The organism is Sphingobium vermicomposti (genome assembly GCF_011762025.1).
GTDB lineage: Bacteria > Pseudomonadota > Alphaproteobacteria > Sphingomonadales > Sphingomonadaceae > Sphingobium > Sphingobium vermicomposti.
Window position 1 is genome coordinate 219,741 of sequence record NZ_JAASQR010000002.1, and the last position, 15,360, is coordinate 235,100.

Annotated in this window: 16 protein-coding genes; 11 read left to right on the forward strand and 5 right to left on the reverse strand. The window is 62.8% G+C overall.

The window, feature by feature from the left end:
• Positions 1–11 precede the first annotated feature (11 nt).
• The 3 genes from FHS54_RS05885 to FHS54_RS05895 all read right to left on the reverse strand — a co-directional run bounded on the left by FHS54_RS05885 (position 12) and on the right by FHS54_RS05895 (position 3,178).
• Entirely contained in the window at positions 12–1,037 is a 1,026-nt protein-coding gene (locus FHS54_RS05885; protein WP_167302897.1) for an amidohydrolase family protein, read from the reverse strand.
• The gene (locus FHS54_RS05890; protein ID WP_167303569.1) at positions 1,034–1,954 is read right to left on the reverse strand and encodes an NAD(P)-dependent oxidoreductase; all 921 of its coding nucleotides are present in this window, start codon (positions 1,952–1,954) and stop codon (positions 1,034–1,036) included. The genes FHS54_RS05885 and FHS54_RS05890 overlap by 4 nt, the downstream gene beginning before the upstream one ends.
• Before the next feature lie 63 nt (positions 1,955–2,017).
• A complete protein-coding gene (locus FHS54_RS05895) occupies positions 2,018–3,178 on the reverse strand; it encodes a LysR family transcriptional regulator (RefSeq protein ID WP_167302898.1) in 1,161 nt (386 codons plus the stop codon).
• Between the two features lie 110 nt (positions 3,179–3,288).
• Between FHS54_RS05895 and ligK the strand changes: the two genes are divergently transcribed.
• The 6 genes from ligK (at position 3,289) to FHS54_RS05925 (ending at position 8,257) form a co-directional block, all read left to right on the forward strand.
• Positions 3,289–3,963: a 4-carboxy-4-hydroxy-2-oxoadipate aldolase/oxaloacetate decarboxylase gene (gene ligK / locus FHS54_RS05900; protein ID WP_167302899.1), complete on the forward strand. Its 675-nt coding sequence runs from the start codon at positions 3,289–3,291 to the stop codon at positions 3,961–3,963.
• Positions 3,956–5,029, forward strand: coding sequence for a 4-oxalomesaconate tautomerase (locus FHS54_RS05905; protein ID WP_167302900.1), 1,074 nt, complete (start codon positions 3,956–3,958; stop codon positions 5,027–5,029). Before ligK ends, FHS54_RS05905 begins: the two co-directional genes overlap by 8 nt.
• The gene (locus FHS54_RS05910) at positions 5,026–5,937 is read left to right on the forward strand and encodes an amidohydrolase family protein (RefSeq protein WP_167302901.1); all 912 of its coding nucleotides are present in this window, start codon (positions 5,026–5,028) and stop codon (positions 5,935–5,937) included. The genes FHS54_RS05905 and FHS54_RS05910 overlap by 4 nt, the downstream gene beginning before the upstream one ends.
• Positions 5,938–6,071: 134 nt before the next feature.
• Positions 6,072–6,494 (forward strand): protocatechuate 4,5-dioxygenase subunit alpha, encoded by a 423-nt coding sequence (gene ligA / locus FHS54_RS05915; protein ID WP_167302902.1) that lies wholly within the window; start codon positions 6,072–6,074, stop codon positions 6,492–6,494.
• 1 nt (position 6,495) lies between these two features.
• Complete coding sequence (locus FHS54_RS05920; protein ID WP_167302903.1) at positions 6,496–7,344, forward strand: class III extradiol dioxygenase subunit beta; 849 nt, start codon at positions 6,496–6,498, stop codon at positions 7,342–7,344.
• Between the two features lie 166 nt (positions 7,345–7,510).
• Positions 7,511–8,257 carry an IclR family transcriptional regulator gene (locus FHS54_RS05925; RefSeq protein ID WP_167302904.1) on the forward strand — a complete coding sequence of 249 codons (747 nt, stop codon included), beginning with the start codon at positions 7,511–7,513 and terminating at the stop codon, positions 8,255–8,257.
• Positions 8,258–8,360: 103 nt separating this feature from the next.
• Here FHS54_RS05925 and desA read toward each other — a convergent pair whose 3' ends face one another.
• Positions 8,361–9,761 (reverse strand): syringate O-demethylase, encoded by a 1,401-nt coding sequence (gene desA, locus FHS54_RS05930; RefSeq protein ID WP_167302905.1) that lies wholly within the window; start codon positions 9,759–9,761, stop codon positions 8,361–8,363.
• 159 nt (positions 9,762–9,920) lie between these two features.
• Between desA and FHS54_RS05935 the strand changes: the two genes are divergently transcribed.
• The 5 genes from FHS54_RS05935 to pabB all read left to right on the forward strand — a co-directional run bounded on the left by FHS54_RS05935 (position 9,921) and on the right by pabB (position 14,259).
• Positions 9,921–10,790 carry a methylenetetrahydrofolate reductase gene (locus tag FHS54_RS05935; RefSeq protein WP_167302906.1) on the forward strand — a complete coding sequence of 290 codons (870 nt, stop codon included), beginning with the start codon at positions 9,921–9,923 and terminating at the stop codon, positions 10,788–10,790.
• A gap of 89 nt (positions 10,791–10,879) precedes the next feature.
• Positions 10,880–11,737, forward strand: coding sequence for a formyltetrahydrofolate deformylase (gene purU / locus FHS54_RS05940; protein WP_167302907.1), 858 nt, complete (start codon positions 10,880–10,882; stop codon positions 11,735–11,737).
• Between the two features lie 4 nt (positions 11,738–11,741).
• On the forward strand, positions 11,742–12,596 hold the full coding sequence (locus tag FHS54_RS05945) for a bifunctional 5,10-methylenetetrahydrofolate dehydrogenase/5,10-methenyltetrahydrofolate cyclohydrolase (RefSeq protein ID WP_167302908.1): 855 nt from the start codon (positions 11,742–11,744) through the stop codon (positions 12,594–12,596).
• Positions 12,593–12,952, forward strand: coding sequence for a dihydroneopterin aldolase (locus FHS54_RS05950; protein ID WP_167302909.1), 360 nt, complete (start codon positions 12,593–12,595; stop codon positions 12,950–12,952). The genes FHS54_RS05945 and FHS54_RS05950 overlap by 4 nt, the downstream gene beginning before the upstream one ends.
• A gap of 74 nt (positions 12,953–13,026) precedes the next feature.
• Positions 13,027–14,259, forward strand: coding sequence for an aminodeoxychorismate synthase component I (gene pabB, locus FHS54_RS05955; RefSeq protein ID WP_167302910.1), 1,233 nt, complete (start codon positions 13,027–13,029; stop codon positions 14,257–14,259).
• Positions 14,260–14,277: 18 nt separating this feature from the next.
• Here the strand turns inward: pabB and FHS54_RS05960 are convergent, their stop codons facing one another.
• Complete coding sequence (locus FHS54_RS05960; protein ID WP_167302911.1) at positions 14,278–15,318, reverse strand: aromatic ring-hydroxylating oxygenase subunit alpha; 1,041 nt, start codon at positions 15,316–15,318, stop codon at positions 14,278–14,280.
• Between the last annotated feature and the right edge of the window lie 42 nt (positions 15,319–15,360).

A 15,360-nucleotide genomic window follows, 5' to 3' on the forward strand; every position in this document is an offset into this window, starting at 1 on the left:
GGGCATGGCGCTCATAGACCCCGGCCCCGCAATATCGTGTCCAGGCGGGGAAAGACGCGGCGCGCATTGCCTTCGAAAATGGCGTGCCGTTCGGCCTGGCTGATGTCGAGCGCGTCGACATAGCGTTTGGTATCGTCGAAATAATGGCCGGTGGTGGGGTCGATGCCGCGCACAGCCCCGACCATTTCCGAACCGAACAGGATATTCTTGTTGTCGATCACGTCCGCTAGCAGGTCGACCCCCGGCTGATGATAGACGCAGGTGTCGAAGAACAGATTGTTCATCAGATGCGTGTCGAGGCCCGGCTTCTTCAGCATATCCGCCAACCCCCGGTAACGCCCCCAATGATAGGGGACGCCGCCGCCGCCATGGGGAATGATGAAGCGCAGCGTCGGGAAATCGGCGAACAGGTCGCCCTCCAGCAACTGCATGAAGGCGATGGTGTCGGCGGCGATATAATAGCCGCCGGTCGCATGCATCGCGGGATTGCAGCTGCCCGACACATGAATCATCGCCGGGACGTCAAGCTCGACCATCTTTTCATAAAAGGGATACCAGAAACGGTCGGTGAGCGGCGGATGCGTGAAATGGCCGCCGCCCGGATCGGGATTGAGGTTGCAGCCGATGAAGCCCAGCTGCGTCACGCAGCGGTCCAGCTCGGCGATGCTGCTCGTCATGTCGGCCAGTGGCGACTGGGGCAACATGCAGACGCCTGCGAAGCTTTCCGGGAAGAGGCTGACGACGCGCGCGATCAGGTCATTGCAGCGCGTCGCCCATTCGCGTGCTACATCCGCATCGCCGACATGGGGGGCCATTGCAGACGCGCGCGGGGAAAATATGGTGATGTCTGCGCCGCGTTCCTTGATGAGGCGCAGCTGGTTCGCCTCTATCGTCTCGCGAATTTCCGCGTCGCTGATATCGGGATAGGGGGGGCAGGGGGTTCCGGCCTTGAACGCCGCCTTCTGTTCCTCCCGCCAAGCGTCATGCGCCTTGGGCAACACGGTGTAATGGCCGTGGCAGTCGATGATCAGGCTCATATCTTCTCCCTCGAAGCATCGACATTTTTGTGCGAGCGTCCGTCGGACTGGATGGAGGCGGTGGAAAGATGCTGCAGCTTTTCCTTCAGGCCTTTCGGCGGCGGCGTGGCGGCGAGGCAGCCGATTGCGCGCTGCCGTTCCACCACGCCGCGCGTCATCATGGAACCTGTGCCAAGAGCGTCGAGTGTCTTGACGACCTCCTCCATCTCCGCCGCGCGGCGCAGGCCGTGGACCATCATCCGGTCCAGATTATAGTCGGCCCGATCCGCCCATGGCTGCGCCTTCTCGCTCGCGTCGAGCGAGGACAGAAGTTCGTCCAGCACGCCAGCCGCATCGGCTGCGATCATGCACTCGGCGGTCAGCGCCTCGATCCCCTTGACCATCACCGACCGGATCATCTTGATCGACGAGGCGCGCCCTACGTCCGCGCCGACAATGCGGGTGCGGGTGAAGCCCAGCGCCGCCAGATGCGCCTGCGCCCGTGACGCCTGCGGGCCGCTCAGCAGCAGCGGCACGGCCACGCCTGGAGGGGCGACCGGGGCCATCATTGCGACATCGACATAGTGGCCGCCTGCCCCCTCAATCGCCCGTGCGGCAGCCTGCTTCGTCGTGGGCGCGATACTGTTGAAGTCGCAGAACAGTGCGCCCGGCACTATCGACGCCGCTGCATCCTGCGCCACGGACAGCGCCTTGTCCGCCGTCACGAGCGACAGCAGCAGCGCCGCGTCACCGACCAGAATATGGAGCGATGCCGCCTGCTGCACACCCGCGCGGGCGTAAGCGGCGAGCATGGCGGCGCGTGTGTCCGCTTCGGTCGCCTTGATGTCGAAAACGAAGGCCGAGTCGCCCCAATTGCCTGTCGTTGCCAGCGTGAACCCGGCCTCGCCAAATCCGATCAGACCCACTTCCTGTTTCATGACGCGGGAATGGGGGAAGGTGCGGTGTATCGCCAATCGAATCCCGGCCCATGCTATAATATTTTACGAATTCACTTGTTTAAGAGTGTCCGCCGCCTGTTCGATAGCGGTGATAAACCGGCGCTGGCTTTGCGTGGGTCGCCACTGCGCCCTTGTCGTGAAGCCGATCGTCCGGCTGATCCTTCCCGGAACGGGCCCGATATCGGCGATGATGCCGCTTTCCACTTCGACCCGCAGCTGGTCCATGGACAAGAGGGTCAGATAGTCGCCATCGACCAGCATCTGGCGCACCATCAATACCGAACCGCATTCGACGGGGACATCGGGCAAGGTGCTGCCGAATTCCGCGAACATCGCGCGCCACAGGTCGCGCAGAGGAGTCCCTTCCTTTGGCAATATCCATGTACAGCGGGACAGATCGTCGGCGTTCCAGCCAGAGGCCAGCCGGTGCCCGGCACGGCAGAATATGGTCAGGCGATCTTCGAACAGTGGCGTTTGCACGAGGTCATGGCCCAGCGCTGGCGTTCGGAGCGCGCCGACCATCACGTCTATCTCTCCGTCGCGCAGTGGGCCGACCAGTTCGGCATGCGACCCTTCAACCACGGAAACGGCGATGCCGGGAGACGCCCTGCGGAAGGCGGAGATCGCGGACGGCAAAAGCCGCGCGCGGCTGAGCGGCATTGCGCCGACGACGATCCGCCCGCTTTCGCGCCCTTGTAACGCCGCGATTTCCTCTAGCCCCTGTCGTAATTCGCCCAGAGCCAGGCGCAACCGGCGCGCGAGCGTGAGTCCTGCCGCCGTCAGCGCGATGCCGCGCCCCCGCCGTTCGACCAGCCGCGCGCCGATGCCCAGCGCCAGGTCGCCCACGGCCCGGTGCAGCGACGGCTCTGTAACGCCCGCATGGGGCGCCGCTGTAGCATAGCTGCCTGTCTGGGCGAGCGCGACAAAGGCGCGGACCTGCGTCGCTGTCACCCGTTTGCTGCCGATGAGGGCCAGCGCGGCGTCCGCGCGGGGTTTGAAGCAAAGCGCGGCGGCGGTGGGCGTCATGCCGCCCGGTCCCCGTTCGAACAATGCGACGCCCAGCAGCGCCTCCAGCTTGGCGATGCCCTGCGTCACGGCAGGCTGAGTCAGGTTCACGGCGCGCGCGCCCATGCTGACGCTGCCATGGTCAACGACTGCTACCATGGCGGCAAGGTGGCGGATATTGATTTGATCGGCCTGCATATAGCATGATTAGCAAAAACTTATGCGAAATGCATAGTTCGGATTTGTGGCCGATGCCTTTACTGTCCATGCCAGAGAGGAAGAGTTATCCCGGAGCAGGAGCAGCCCATATGTCCGGCATCGTCGTCCAGAATATCGAGCGGGCCGACCAGTCCGTCATCGACGGCCTTGCCCATGCAGGCGTTGCGACCGTGCACGAGGCTCAGGGCCGCACTGGCCTGCTCGCGCCCCACATGCGTCCCATCTATGGCGGCGCGCGGATTGCGGGCAGCGCGGTCACCATCTCCGCACCGCCGGGCGACAACTGGATGATCCATGTCGCGATCGAACTGTTGCAGGAAGGCGATATCCTTGTACTCGCCCCCACCAGTCCTTGCACCGACGGCTATTTCGGCGATCTGCTGGCGACGTCGGCGCAGGCGCGGGGTTGCCGTGGCCTGGTGATCGACGCGGGGGTGCGTGACGTGCGGGATCTTCAGCAGATGGATTTTCCGGTATGGTCGAAGGCGATCCATGCGCAGGGTACGGTCAAGAATACGCTCGGATCGGTCAACGTGCCGGTCGTGTGCGCGAATGCGCTCGTCAATCCCGGCGATGTGGTGATCGCTGATGATGATGGCATATGCATCGTGCCGCGCGCCGAAGCCGCCGCTGTGTTGGAAAAGGCGCGAGCGCGGGAGGCGGCGGAAGAGGGCAAGCGCGTCCGCCTCGCCGCCGGGGAACTTGGCCTCGACATCTATAATATGCGGCCCCGGCTGGAGCAGATGGGCCTGAAATATGTCTGAGCAGGCGTCTGGGCAGGCATCCGCCCGCGTCATGTGGATGCGCGGAGGGACGTCCAAAGGCGGCTATTTCCTGGCCCATGATCTTCCCGCCGACGATGCTGGGCGCGACGCTTTCCTGCTGCGGGTGATGGGGTCGCCCGACCCGCGCCAGATTGACGGCATGGGCGGGGCCGACCCGCTGACCAGCAAGGTCGCGATCATTAAACCGTCGGTGCGCGAAGGGGTCGATGTCGACTATCTATTCCTCCAGGTCTTTGTCGATCAGGCAATCGTGTCGGACGCCCAAAATTGCGGCAATATCCTGGCTGGCGTCGGCCCTTTTGCGATCGAGCGAGGGTTGGTCCCGGCGCAGGGCGGTGAAACGCGCGTTGCCATCTATATGGAGAATACGGGGCAGGTCGCCATCGCGACGGTCCAGACGCCCGGCGGGGTTCTATGCTATGAGGGCGATGCGCGCATCGACGGCGTGCCGGGTTCCGCCGCGCCCATCCAACTGGAGTTCAAGGATATAGCCGGGTCGTCCTGCGGCGCGCTGCTGCCCACCGGCAACCCGGTGGACGAGGTCGATGGGGTGCGTGTGACGTTGATCGACAATGGCATGCCTTGTGTCGTCATGCAGGCGAGCGATTTGGGAATCACTGGCTATGAGGATCGCGAGGCCTTGGATGGCAATGGCGCCCTTAAAGCGCGGATCGAGGCGATCCGTCTGGCGGTCGGCGAACGCATGAATCTGGGCGATGTGACGAAAGCGTCGGTGCCCAAGATGATGTTGGTCGCACCGCCGCGCCATGGCGGCGCGGTGACGGTGCGCAGCTTCATCCCGCACCGCGCCCATGCCTCCATCGGCGTATTGGGTGCGGTCAGCGTTGCCACCGCCTGTTTGATCGAGGGCTCTCCGGCGGCGGAGGTTGCCGTGATTCCGGGAGGCGTGCGCAAGACGCTGTCGGTGGAGCATCCGACCGGCGAGACGAGCTGTGTCGTCAGCGTCGGCGAAGGCGGGGCGGTCGTCAGCGCCGCGATGCTGCGCACGGCCCGCAAGCTGATGGACGGAGAAATTTTCGCATGACCGTGGGGCAGGGCGAACGCATCAAAAGCTGGCACCACGCGCCATCGAGGCCGCGTTACACGCCGCCGCCCGGCGCGGTCGATGCGCATTGCCATGTGTTCGGGCCGATGGCGGCCTTCCCGTTCAGCGCGAAGGCGAAATATCTGCCGCAGGACGCCGGGCCGGAGGCTTTGTTCGCGCTGCGCGATCATCTGGGGTTCACGCGCAATGTCATCGTCCAGGCCAGTTGTCACGGGACCGACAATGCCGCGACGCTCGATGCCATCAGGCGCTCGGACGGGAGAGCGCGGGGTGTCGCCGTGGTCGACCCGGCGATTTCCCGCGAGGAACTTGTGGCGCTTCACGAGGGCGGCATGCGTGCGGTGCGCTTCAATTTTCTCAAGCGACTGGTGGATGATGCGCCCAAGGACAGGTTTCTGGACCTGGCGAAGCGGCTGGCCGATGGCTGGCATGTCGTCATCTATTTCGAGGCCGACATATTGGCCGAATTGCGCCCGTTCATCGACGCGATTCCGGTGCCCGTGGTGATCGACCATATGGGTCGCCCAGACGTCAGGCAGGGGCCGGACGGCGCGGACATGGTGGCTTTTCGTCGGTTGCTGGATAGCCGCGATGACATCTGGTTCAAGGCGACCTGCCCCGACAGGCTTGACCCGCATGGAAGCCCGTGGGACGATTTCGCGGGTGCGGTTGCCCCGCTGGTCGCCGACTATGAGGATCGCGTCCTTTGGGGCACCGACTGGCCGCATCCCAATATGCAGGACGCCATTCCTGACGATGGGCATTTAGTGGATATGATCCCCCGCATCGCGCCCACGGCCATGTTGCAGAGGAAGATGCTGATCGACAATCCGATGCGGCTTTATTGGGCCGATGAGGCAGTTGGCGGTGAAGCTCCCGGCAAATGAGGTCGGGATATGATATTCGCCTATATGAATGATTCGCTTATGCGAATTTATTGGTGATGCTATAGTAGCTCAGCTTTGGCCGGGTCGCGCAGATAAAGCCGCGTAAAGAGCAGGGAAAAGACAAGGAGACGGGCATGACGAGCGATGCCGGACCAACGCCGGATATTCATGAATATCTTGCCCAACTGGAAGATATTCCGGGTACGCGGATCTATACTGCCGCTCGCGCCCGTCGCGGCTATCATATCAACCAGTTTGCGATGAGCCTGATGACGGAGGATAATCGCGCCCGCTTTCGTGCGGACGAACGGGCCTATCTGGACGAATGGCCGATCGATGAAGCGGCCAAGCAGGCGTTGCTGCGGCGCGACTATAATGCGCTGCTAGACCTGGGCGGCAACATCTATTTCCTCTCCAAACTGTTTTCGACCGACGGCATCAGTTTTGCGGAGGCCGTGTCGACCATGACAGACATGAGCTTCCCGGAATATCGCGACATGATGCTGCGGGGCGGACGGTCGGCACTGGGTAATCGCTCCATCAAGGGAGGCTATTGAGATGGCAAGGATCACCGCAGGCGTGGGATCGAGCCATGTGCCCCTGCTGGGCGTGGCAGTCGACCAGGGAAAGACGGAGGACGATTATTTCGGCCCGATCTTCCAGGGCTATGAATGGACCAAGCGATGGGAAGAGGAGCAGAAGCCGGACGTCGTCATCCTGGTATTCAACGACCATGCCACCGCTTTCGACATGAAGATCGTGCCCACATTCGCCATCGGTTGTGGCGAGCGGTACAAGCCGGCGGATGAAGGGTGGGGGCCGCGCCCCGTTCCCGATGTCGAGGGGCATGCCGACCTTGCCTGGCACATCGCCCAGAGCCTGATCCTGGACGAATTCGACATGACCATCATTAATGAGATGGACGTGGATCATGGCCTGACCGTGCCGATGTCGATGATGTTCGGGACGCCGGACCGCTGGCCGGTGAAGGTCATCCCCTTCGCCGTCAACGTCGTCACCTATCCGGTGCCGACCGGCAATCGCTGCTGGGCGATCGGTGAAGCGATCCGCCGCGCGGTGGAGAGCTTTCCTGAGGATCTGAACGTGCAGATATGGGGCACGGGGGGCATGAGCCATCAGCTTCAGGGGCCGCGCGCAGGGCTGCTCAATCGCGAATGGGACAATCAGTTCATGGACGCGCTGATCGGCGACAGTGACGCGGCGCGCCGGATTCCGCACATCGAATATCTGCGCGAAACGGGATCGGAAGGCATTGAAATGGTGATGTGGCTCATCATGCGCGGCGCGCTGGGCAAGGAGACGCGATGCCTGCACCGCCATTATCATATCCCGTGCAGCAATACTGCAATCGGCCATCTGGTGCTGGAACCTGTCGAGACCGGCTGATCGATGTTGTCTGCGTAGACGCTGGCGGAGCGCAATGCTGTTGTTCACCAGCGATACGCAGATTAAGGCTGGTTCCCTGCATGACCGTTTCGTCCCCATGGACGCGGGCTGGCCCCGCCCCGGAAGGCGGAGCGGCCTGAGATTTTGACCAGGAGTTCGCCGATCCATGAATGGTTCCCCGCCGTCCACTGTCAAATCGGCGATGCGCACCATCGACATATTGGAATATGTCGTCGCCCGGCCAGCCGGCGTCGTTGCGCAGGAGATTTCTGCGGGGCTGGCCATCCCGGTCAGCAGCCTGTCCTATCTGCTGGCGACGCTGGCGGAGCGCGACTATCTGGCGCGTGATGGACGGCGTTACCTGCCCGGTGCCGCGCTGGAGCGATTGAGGGCTCCAAGGGGATCGTTGTCGCTGGCCGACCGGGTCCGGCCATTGGTCAAGTCCCTGCGGTTCCAGACAAATGAGACGGCGTCCTTTTTCGTCCGCAATGGTTGGGAGTTGGAGGCGATCGCCACGGAAACGGCGGAACAGTCGCTGCGTTACTCGATCAGCGTGGGCACGCGCACGCCGATGCATTGTCTGGCGGCGGGCAAGGCGATACTCGCATGGCTATCCGACGAGCAACTGGCCCACTATTTCCAGCAGGGTCCCCGCGAAGCCTTTACCCCCAGCAGCATCACTGACGAGACCGCACTGCGCGCCGAACTCGCGGAAATCCGCCGCACCGGGATAGGCCGCACGCGTGAGGAATATACGCCAGGCATCCACGGTCTGGGGATGGCGGTGGTGGTGGATGGCCAGGCGGTCGGTGCCTTTGCCGTGGCGATTCCCACGCCTCGCCTCAACGGTGACCTGGAGGCTCATGCGGTCGCCAAGCTGCAAGAGGCGGTCGGGCTTTTTACGACGGCTTGAACGCCTGCTTTGTAGTTTTTCCGAAAAGATGCGCTGAAACAAAAGGGCCGGGGAACGATTTTCCACGTTTCCCGGCCCAACCCGATCAGGGCAGTCGGGTATCTCAGCTCATTTTGGTGCGCCAGCCGTCCGCATAATTGTCGCGCGCCACTTCCGAATAGGGAACCGGTGATACGGTCGCCTTGATCGGTGTCTGGACATGGGGTTCGACGGTGGGCTTGGACGTGCCGCCATCCGGTTCGCCCCATAGCAGCGTGACTTCGGTGCCGGGCACGGCATGTTCGGCATCCACCATCGCCAGCGCAAGGAAACGGCCCGCATTGACGGTGTAGCCGATCCAGGTCGATACGCCGACCGTCTTCCCGTCCTTTTGGACGGCATCATAGGGATGCATGCAATAGACAGCGCTCGGAAACTCCATGAACTTTGCCTTGTCGCCGGTTTGCAGCATGGAGCTGAACACCCGCACGACGTCTTCATTGTCGAGCGCCAGCGTGACCTTTTGCCGATGCGGCTGGTCCTTGACCTTTTCCAGCGCTTCGCGACCAATGAAATCATGGTCGAACTTGACCATGATGCCATAGCCCAGCTCCCACGGGTTGAGATAATAATCCTCGATATTGTCGGATACGAAGCTGCCGCCCAGCGAGCACATGCCTTCATAGGATCGGGCGCCCAGCCAGGCACGGAAATCCTTTGTGCCTTCGCCGGTGTAGACGGCTGGCAGCGGGGAGGGAATCCAGCCCGATTCGAGTGTGTTCGACGGATAGGTGCGACCGCCGCACAGCGTCAGTCCGTCGTCCTTGCCCGCTTCGATCAGGGCGTTGCGGACGGTGTCATAATCCTTCCAGGGGCCGAACAGTTCGTAACCCGGCTGGCCCGCCATGCCGTGGCGCAGCGCGCGGACTTCGACGCCAGCGATGGTGATCGGCGCCATGTGGAAGAATTTGAGGTCGGGCGGGGTCTGACCCATCGCCTTGCCCAGCACGGTCATCGCGTTCGGTCCCTGCAACTGGAAGCGATAGTTGCGACGATAGCCTTGCTGGTCGAGCGGGCGGGCGGCAGTGCGTTCGTCACGCTCTACCTTGACGTCCCATTTGCCCGTCGAGGCCCAATATTCCACCCATTCGATGGAGGGCGCGCGGCCGACCAGCTCGAACTTTTCTTCTTCCAGATAGAAGAGGATTACGTCGCCGATCACATAGCCTTCGGGCGTGACGGGCGCGAACTGCTTGGCGCGGTTGGGGACGAAGCCCTTGAAGCTGTTAGGGGCGAGATAAGCCAGCATGTCGAACGCCCCCGGCCCGGTGACGAGCAGGTCGGCCATGTGAAAGCTCTGGTTGAAGAGCACGGCGCTTTCGGCCCATGCGCGCTGTTCGTCACGCCAGTTGCTATATTCGGGCGGGACCCCCGGATAGGCGTTGGGGCCGGTCTGCTGGTTGCGCAGGAACTCGACGATATCTTCCTTTTCGTCGAGCAGTTGCTGAAGATTTTTATCGCTCATGGTCAAGCACCTTTCCGTTTTGCCTGGTGAAATCCGAGGGCGTGAGGTGCTGGGGCCAGCGTTCAGGCATGCTAGCATCAACTTCACGTCCATGAACATTTCATCTATACGAAGTTATTCATATGCGCTAGGGCTAATCGCACAACAGGAGGAAGGACCGTGAACAAGCCCGTCATTCACCCGAACTGGGATCGTCCGGCCCTCAACATGGTCGACGGCTACTCGATCGAAATGACTGCGAAGGATGTTGAGTCGCTGCGCGCCGCCGCACCTGCAATGGCGCCCGAAACGCCCGTGGCGGTAACGTTCCTGCCCGGCGAAACGCTGTCCGCCCGGCTGGATGCGATCAAGCTGGTGCGCGCGCGGGGTTTTGAACCCATGCCCCATTTTTCCGCCCGCCGGATCGCGTCGGCTGCGGAGTTCGAGGAGTATCTGGCTGCCGCGACGGCTCAGGCGGGGGTGAAGCGCTGTTTCGTCATTGCTGGCGACCCGTCAGAACCCGAAGGCCCGTTTTTTGACAGCAGCGCCCTGATCGGTAGCGGCGCGTTCGAGCGGATGGGCGTGACCGCCATCGGCATCGGCGGCCATCCCGAAGGCCATCCGAACATGAGCGAAGAGCAATGCTGGTCCGTGTTGGAAGCCAAATGTGCCGAAATCGAGCGGCGCGGCATGGCTCCGCTGATCGTGACGCAATTTGCCTTTGACGGCGAACGCGTGCTGGAATGGCTGCGCGCGCTGCGAGGCAGGGGCATTGACGCGCCCGTGCGGATCGGGGTGCCGGGGCCTGCGGGCATCAAGACGCTCATCCGCTTTGCCGCGCGCTGCGGCGTGGGTGCATCCGCCGCCGTCCTCGCCAAATATGGCATCTCCATCGCGCAGCTGTTCGGGTCGATGGGGCCGGACAGGCTGGTGGCGAGCCTAGCGCGTGGGATCGGCCCGGACCATGGCCGGGTGCGGCTGCATTTCTATCCCTTCGGCGGGCTGGAAAAGACCATCGCCTGGATCAACGGATATGACGAGCGGCCCTGACGCCGCGACCGGAACTGGCATTTGCCATGAAACATAATCGGTCGGGCGTGACGCAGGTCCATCGTCCCGGCCAAGCAAGGGAGTCTTCCATGACCGATATCTGCACCCTGCGCCTGCAATGCGTCGATCGGCCCGGATTGGTGGCGAAGGTGGCGGGCTATCTGGCCGAACGGGGATGCAACATTGTTGACGCCCAGCAGTTCGACGATCCCCTGAATGACCTTTTCTTCATGCGGGTCGCCTTTCGTTCCGGCGACGGTCAGACGCTGGACATGTTGCGGGAGGGATTTGCGCCCATCGCGCGCGCCTGCGACATGGAATGGACCTTGCGCGACCGCGCGCAGCCCAAGAAGGTCGTGCTGATGGTCTCCAAATTCGACCATTGCCTGGGCGACCTTCTCTATCGCAGCCGCATCGGCGAATTGCCGATGGATATCGTCGCGATCATCTCCAATCACCCGCGCGAGGGCCTGCACACGTCCTTGATCGGCGACATTCCCTATCATTTCTTCCCGATCACCAAGGATAGCAAGCCGCAGCAGGAAGCGCGGATCAAGCAGGTCGTGACCGAAACCGGGGCGGAACTGATCGTCCTTGCCCGCTACATGCAGATACTCTCTGACGATCTGTCGGCATTCCTGTCGGGTCGCTGCATCAATATTCATCACAGCTTCCTGCCCGGATTCAAGGGCGCCAAGCCCTATCATCAGGCCCATGAGCGGGGCGTGAAGATGATCGGCGCGACCGCCCATTATGTGACCGCCGACCTTGATGAAGGGCCGATCATCCATCAGGACGTCGAACCGATCAGCCATGCCGATGCGCCTGAGGAACTGGTTCGCAAGGGGCGTGACATCGAGCGCCGCGTGCTGGCGGAGGCGGTTCGGCTTCATCTCGACGACCGGGTATTCCTCAACCACAGGCGCACCGTCGTGTTTCGGGGATAGATATATGAGCGAACTGATCGACGGGCGGGAAATCGCGCGCGCCGTGACGGCGGATACCGCCGAAATGGTGGCGCAACTCAAGGCGCGTGGCATAGCACCGGCGCTGGCCGTCGTGCTGGTGGGCGACGACCCAGCGAGCGACGTCTATGTCCGGCGCAAGATCAGCGAATGCGGCAAGGCAGGCATCCGGTCGATCGAGAGGCGATTGCCGGCGGAGTGCGACGAACAAAGCCTTCTTACCCTGATTGACGCGCTGAATGAAGACCGAAGCGTGCATGGCATACTGGTTCAGTTGCCCTTGCCCGCTGGCATCGACAGCATGAAGATATTGGACCGTATTTCGCCGGAAAAGGACGTCGATGGCTTCCACCCGGTCAATGTGGGGCGACTGTCGACCGGCACAGGGGGCCTGGTGCCTTGCACGCCGCTTGGCATCATGCTGCTGCTCGACACAGTGATCGACGATTATCGCGGCCTGAACGTCGTCGTGGTCGGGAAATCGAACATCGTGGGCAAGCCGGTGGCGATGCTGTTGCTGGAGCGGGAAGCGACGGTGACGGTCACGCATATCGAGACGCGCAACCTGCCCGACATCGCGCGCGGTGCCGACGTGATTGTCGCGGCGGCAGGCGCGCCGCATTTGGTGCGCGGCTATTGGGTCAAGCCCGGTGCCATCGTCATCGACGTGGGCATCACGCGCGTGGTGGAGCATGACGGGACTACCAGGCTGGTCGGTGATTGCGCGACACATGAACTGGGGCATGCGCGTGCCGTCACGCCTGTGCCCGGCGGCGTAGGCCCGATGACGATCGCGTGCCTGCTGAAGAACACGGCAATCGCGGCGGAGAGGCAGGCATGAGCCCCCCCCATCAGAATAGCGAAACGCGCGTCAGGGTGCGCGAACTGCCGCTGCTGGCGGACATCGGCATCAACCCGGACGAGATCGGTCGGCGGCAGCCACTGGTGATAACGGTAGAATTACTGCTGGAGGCGCAAAGTGTGTCGATGATCGGCGAAACGATCGATTATCGGCGGATAGCCGCCGCGGCAGAAGCGCTGGCGCAGGTGCACATCCCCCTTATCGAGACATTCGCCCATCAACTGGGAGACATATGCGTCGGCTGGGGCGGTGTGATTGAGGCGTGCGTGAATATCGACAAGCCTTTCGCGCTGACCAGGGGCTTGGCCGGGGTCGAGGTCACGGTCCGGCGCTGACCCATGGCGCTGGCCGCGACATCTGTGCAGCGAGCGCATCGGGGGAATCTGCAACACAGGGTGAACCCCGCCCCATGAACGACGTTAGACCCCTGGCGGCGCAACCGTATGGCTGGTTTGGGGAGGGGCTGAGCTGCGCGGTCAACGAGCCGGAGGATGTTGCCATCGCCCTTAGAGCGGTGGCGGCACGAGGCGCGCCTTGTGCTCTGATCGATGATCAGCAGCGCGGCGAGGCGATATTGTTCACCGAACCCTCCCGCATATTCACGACCCACGACCCCCGGCGATTGCCCGCGCTGCTTAGCGAAATGCGCCGGGCGATGGCGGATGGCGCTACACTGGTCGGACTGTTGTCCTATCGCGCGGGGCAGGCGTTCGATGCCATGGCCGCCCATTCGTCGCGGCTGCCGCCGGGCGCCACTTCCGCCCCGCTACTATGGTTCGCGGCTTTTGCGCAGCAGCGCGCTTTTGCGACGCGTCGGGGCGGGGACAGTATTGCGCTGGGGCCGCTGCGCCCCGCGATCGGTCGCGCACGCTACGAGCTTATGGTGAGACAGGCGCTCCAGCATATCAGGGACGGCGACCTGTATCAGGTCAACCTGACCTTTCCGGCGACAATCGACATTGACGATCCGATTGCCTTCTATGGCTGCGTGCGGGAGCGCGCGCGCGCTCCGTTCGGCGCGTTCATCCAGACAGGCGACCGCCATATCCTGTCTTTCTCGCCCGAGCTGTTTTTCCGCATGCAGCATGGACAAGTCGAGGCGCGACCGATGAAGGGCACGGCGCGCCGCGGCTGCAACGCAAGGGCAGACCGCAAAAGCGCGCGGCAACTGTCGATGAGCAGCAAGGACCGCGCCGAAAATCTTATGATCGTAGACCTTTTGCGCAATGACATGTCGCGTGTCTGCGTCCCCGGTAGCGTCAAGGTGCCGCGCCTGTTCGACATAGAAGCCTATCCCAGCGTCTGGCAGATGACCTCTACTATTTCTGGCCGCCTGCGAGAGGGGATCGACAGCTTGGCAGTGTTGCAAGCGATGTTTCCGTGCGGATCGATCACCGGAGCGCCCAAGATCATGGCGACCAGCGTCATCGCCGAATTGGAGGGTTTCGACCGGGGCGTCTACACCGGCTCCATTGGCATGATGAGCGCCGAACGCGCTGCCTTCAACGTCGCCATTCGCACCGCCGACCATAGCGGCGGCACGGGCCGGATCGACTTGGGCGCTGGTATTGTCGCGGACAGCCGCCCGCGCGCGGAATGGATGGAATGCCTGGCCAAGGCGCGATTTCTGTTGCCGCGATAGATCTGAGCTATCCCGGCGCTATCCGGCGGCAACTTGCTCTGCGGCGAGCCTTTCGTCGATGATGCGTCGGCCCAGTGCCAGGCCGTTGTCGGCGATGATGAAGGCCATCTTGTCATTCGGGCTGCGGTTCACCTCATCCTGCTGCGCTTCGATCATCAGCCGGTCTTCCTCGAACCCCTCCGCGATGCGCGCGGCCAGTTTGCGCGTGAAATCTTCGTCGCCGATGTTGAAATTATGGGCGTAGCTCCAGAAGAAATGGCTGTTCTGCTCATCCTCCGGCGTCACGATCTGCGTTGCGCGGAATTGCATCGCTTCGTCCACGCGCCGTCCTTCGGGCGCGCCGCTGCCAGCGGGCGCGCTGCCCGAATCCATCAGGAACACGTTGCCCGGAATGTGCAGCTCATAAATGTGCCAGCGATCGACCGGTCCTTCGAACGTGCCGAACCCGTTGAGGTAGGGGGCGATGCCCGGCTCTCCCAGATACCAGCGGGTCAGCCGCACGGTGTCGCCGTTGCGCTCCACCTTTGGGCGGATGTGGGCGATGGTGGCCGATCCGCCCAACGTATTTTCATGCACATAGGTCAGGTGCGAAAAGTCGAGCAGATTGTCGAGGATCAGGCGATAGTCGGCCTTGTAATGGATGTAGGCGGGGATGGACGCCCAGGCCGGATCATCCTGATAATGGCAGTCGGGGATAAGGCTGGCGTCGGCCTTTGCCGGGTCGCCCATCCAGATCCAGACCTGCTTGTACCGCTCCACCGTGGGATAGCTGCGGACATCCGTGTTGGGACTGACGCCCTTGCGGCCCGGTTCTTCCACGCACTTCCCGTCGGCGTCGAACACCAGTCCGTGATACATGCAGCGCACGCAATCGCCCTCGCGCCGTCCCATCGACAGCGGGGCGAAGCGGTGGCTGCATCGGTCGCGAATGGCGGCGATGCTGCCGCCGGTCGTGCGAAAGAACAGGACATTGTCGCCCAGCAGCCGACGCGACATCATGGATGTCGTATCCAGCTCGTGGCTCCACGCACCCACATACCAAGCGTCGCGAATGAACATCCCGTCCCTCCCATGTCCGTTGCCCTGTCATGGCATCGGATG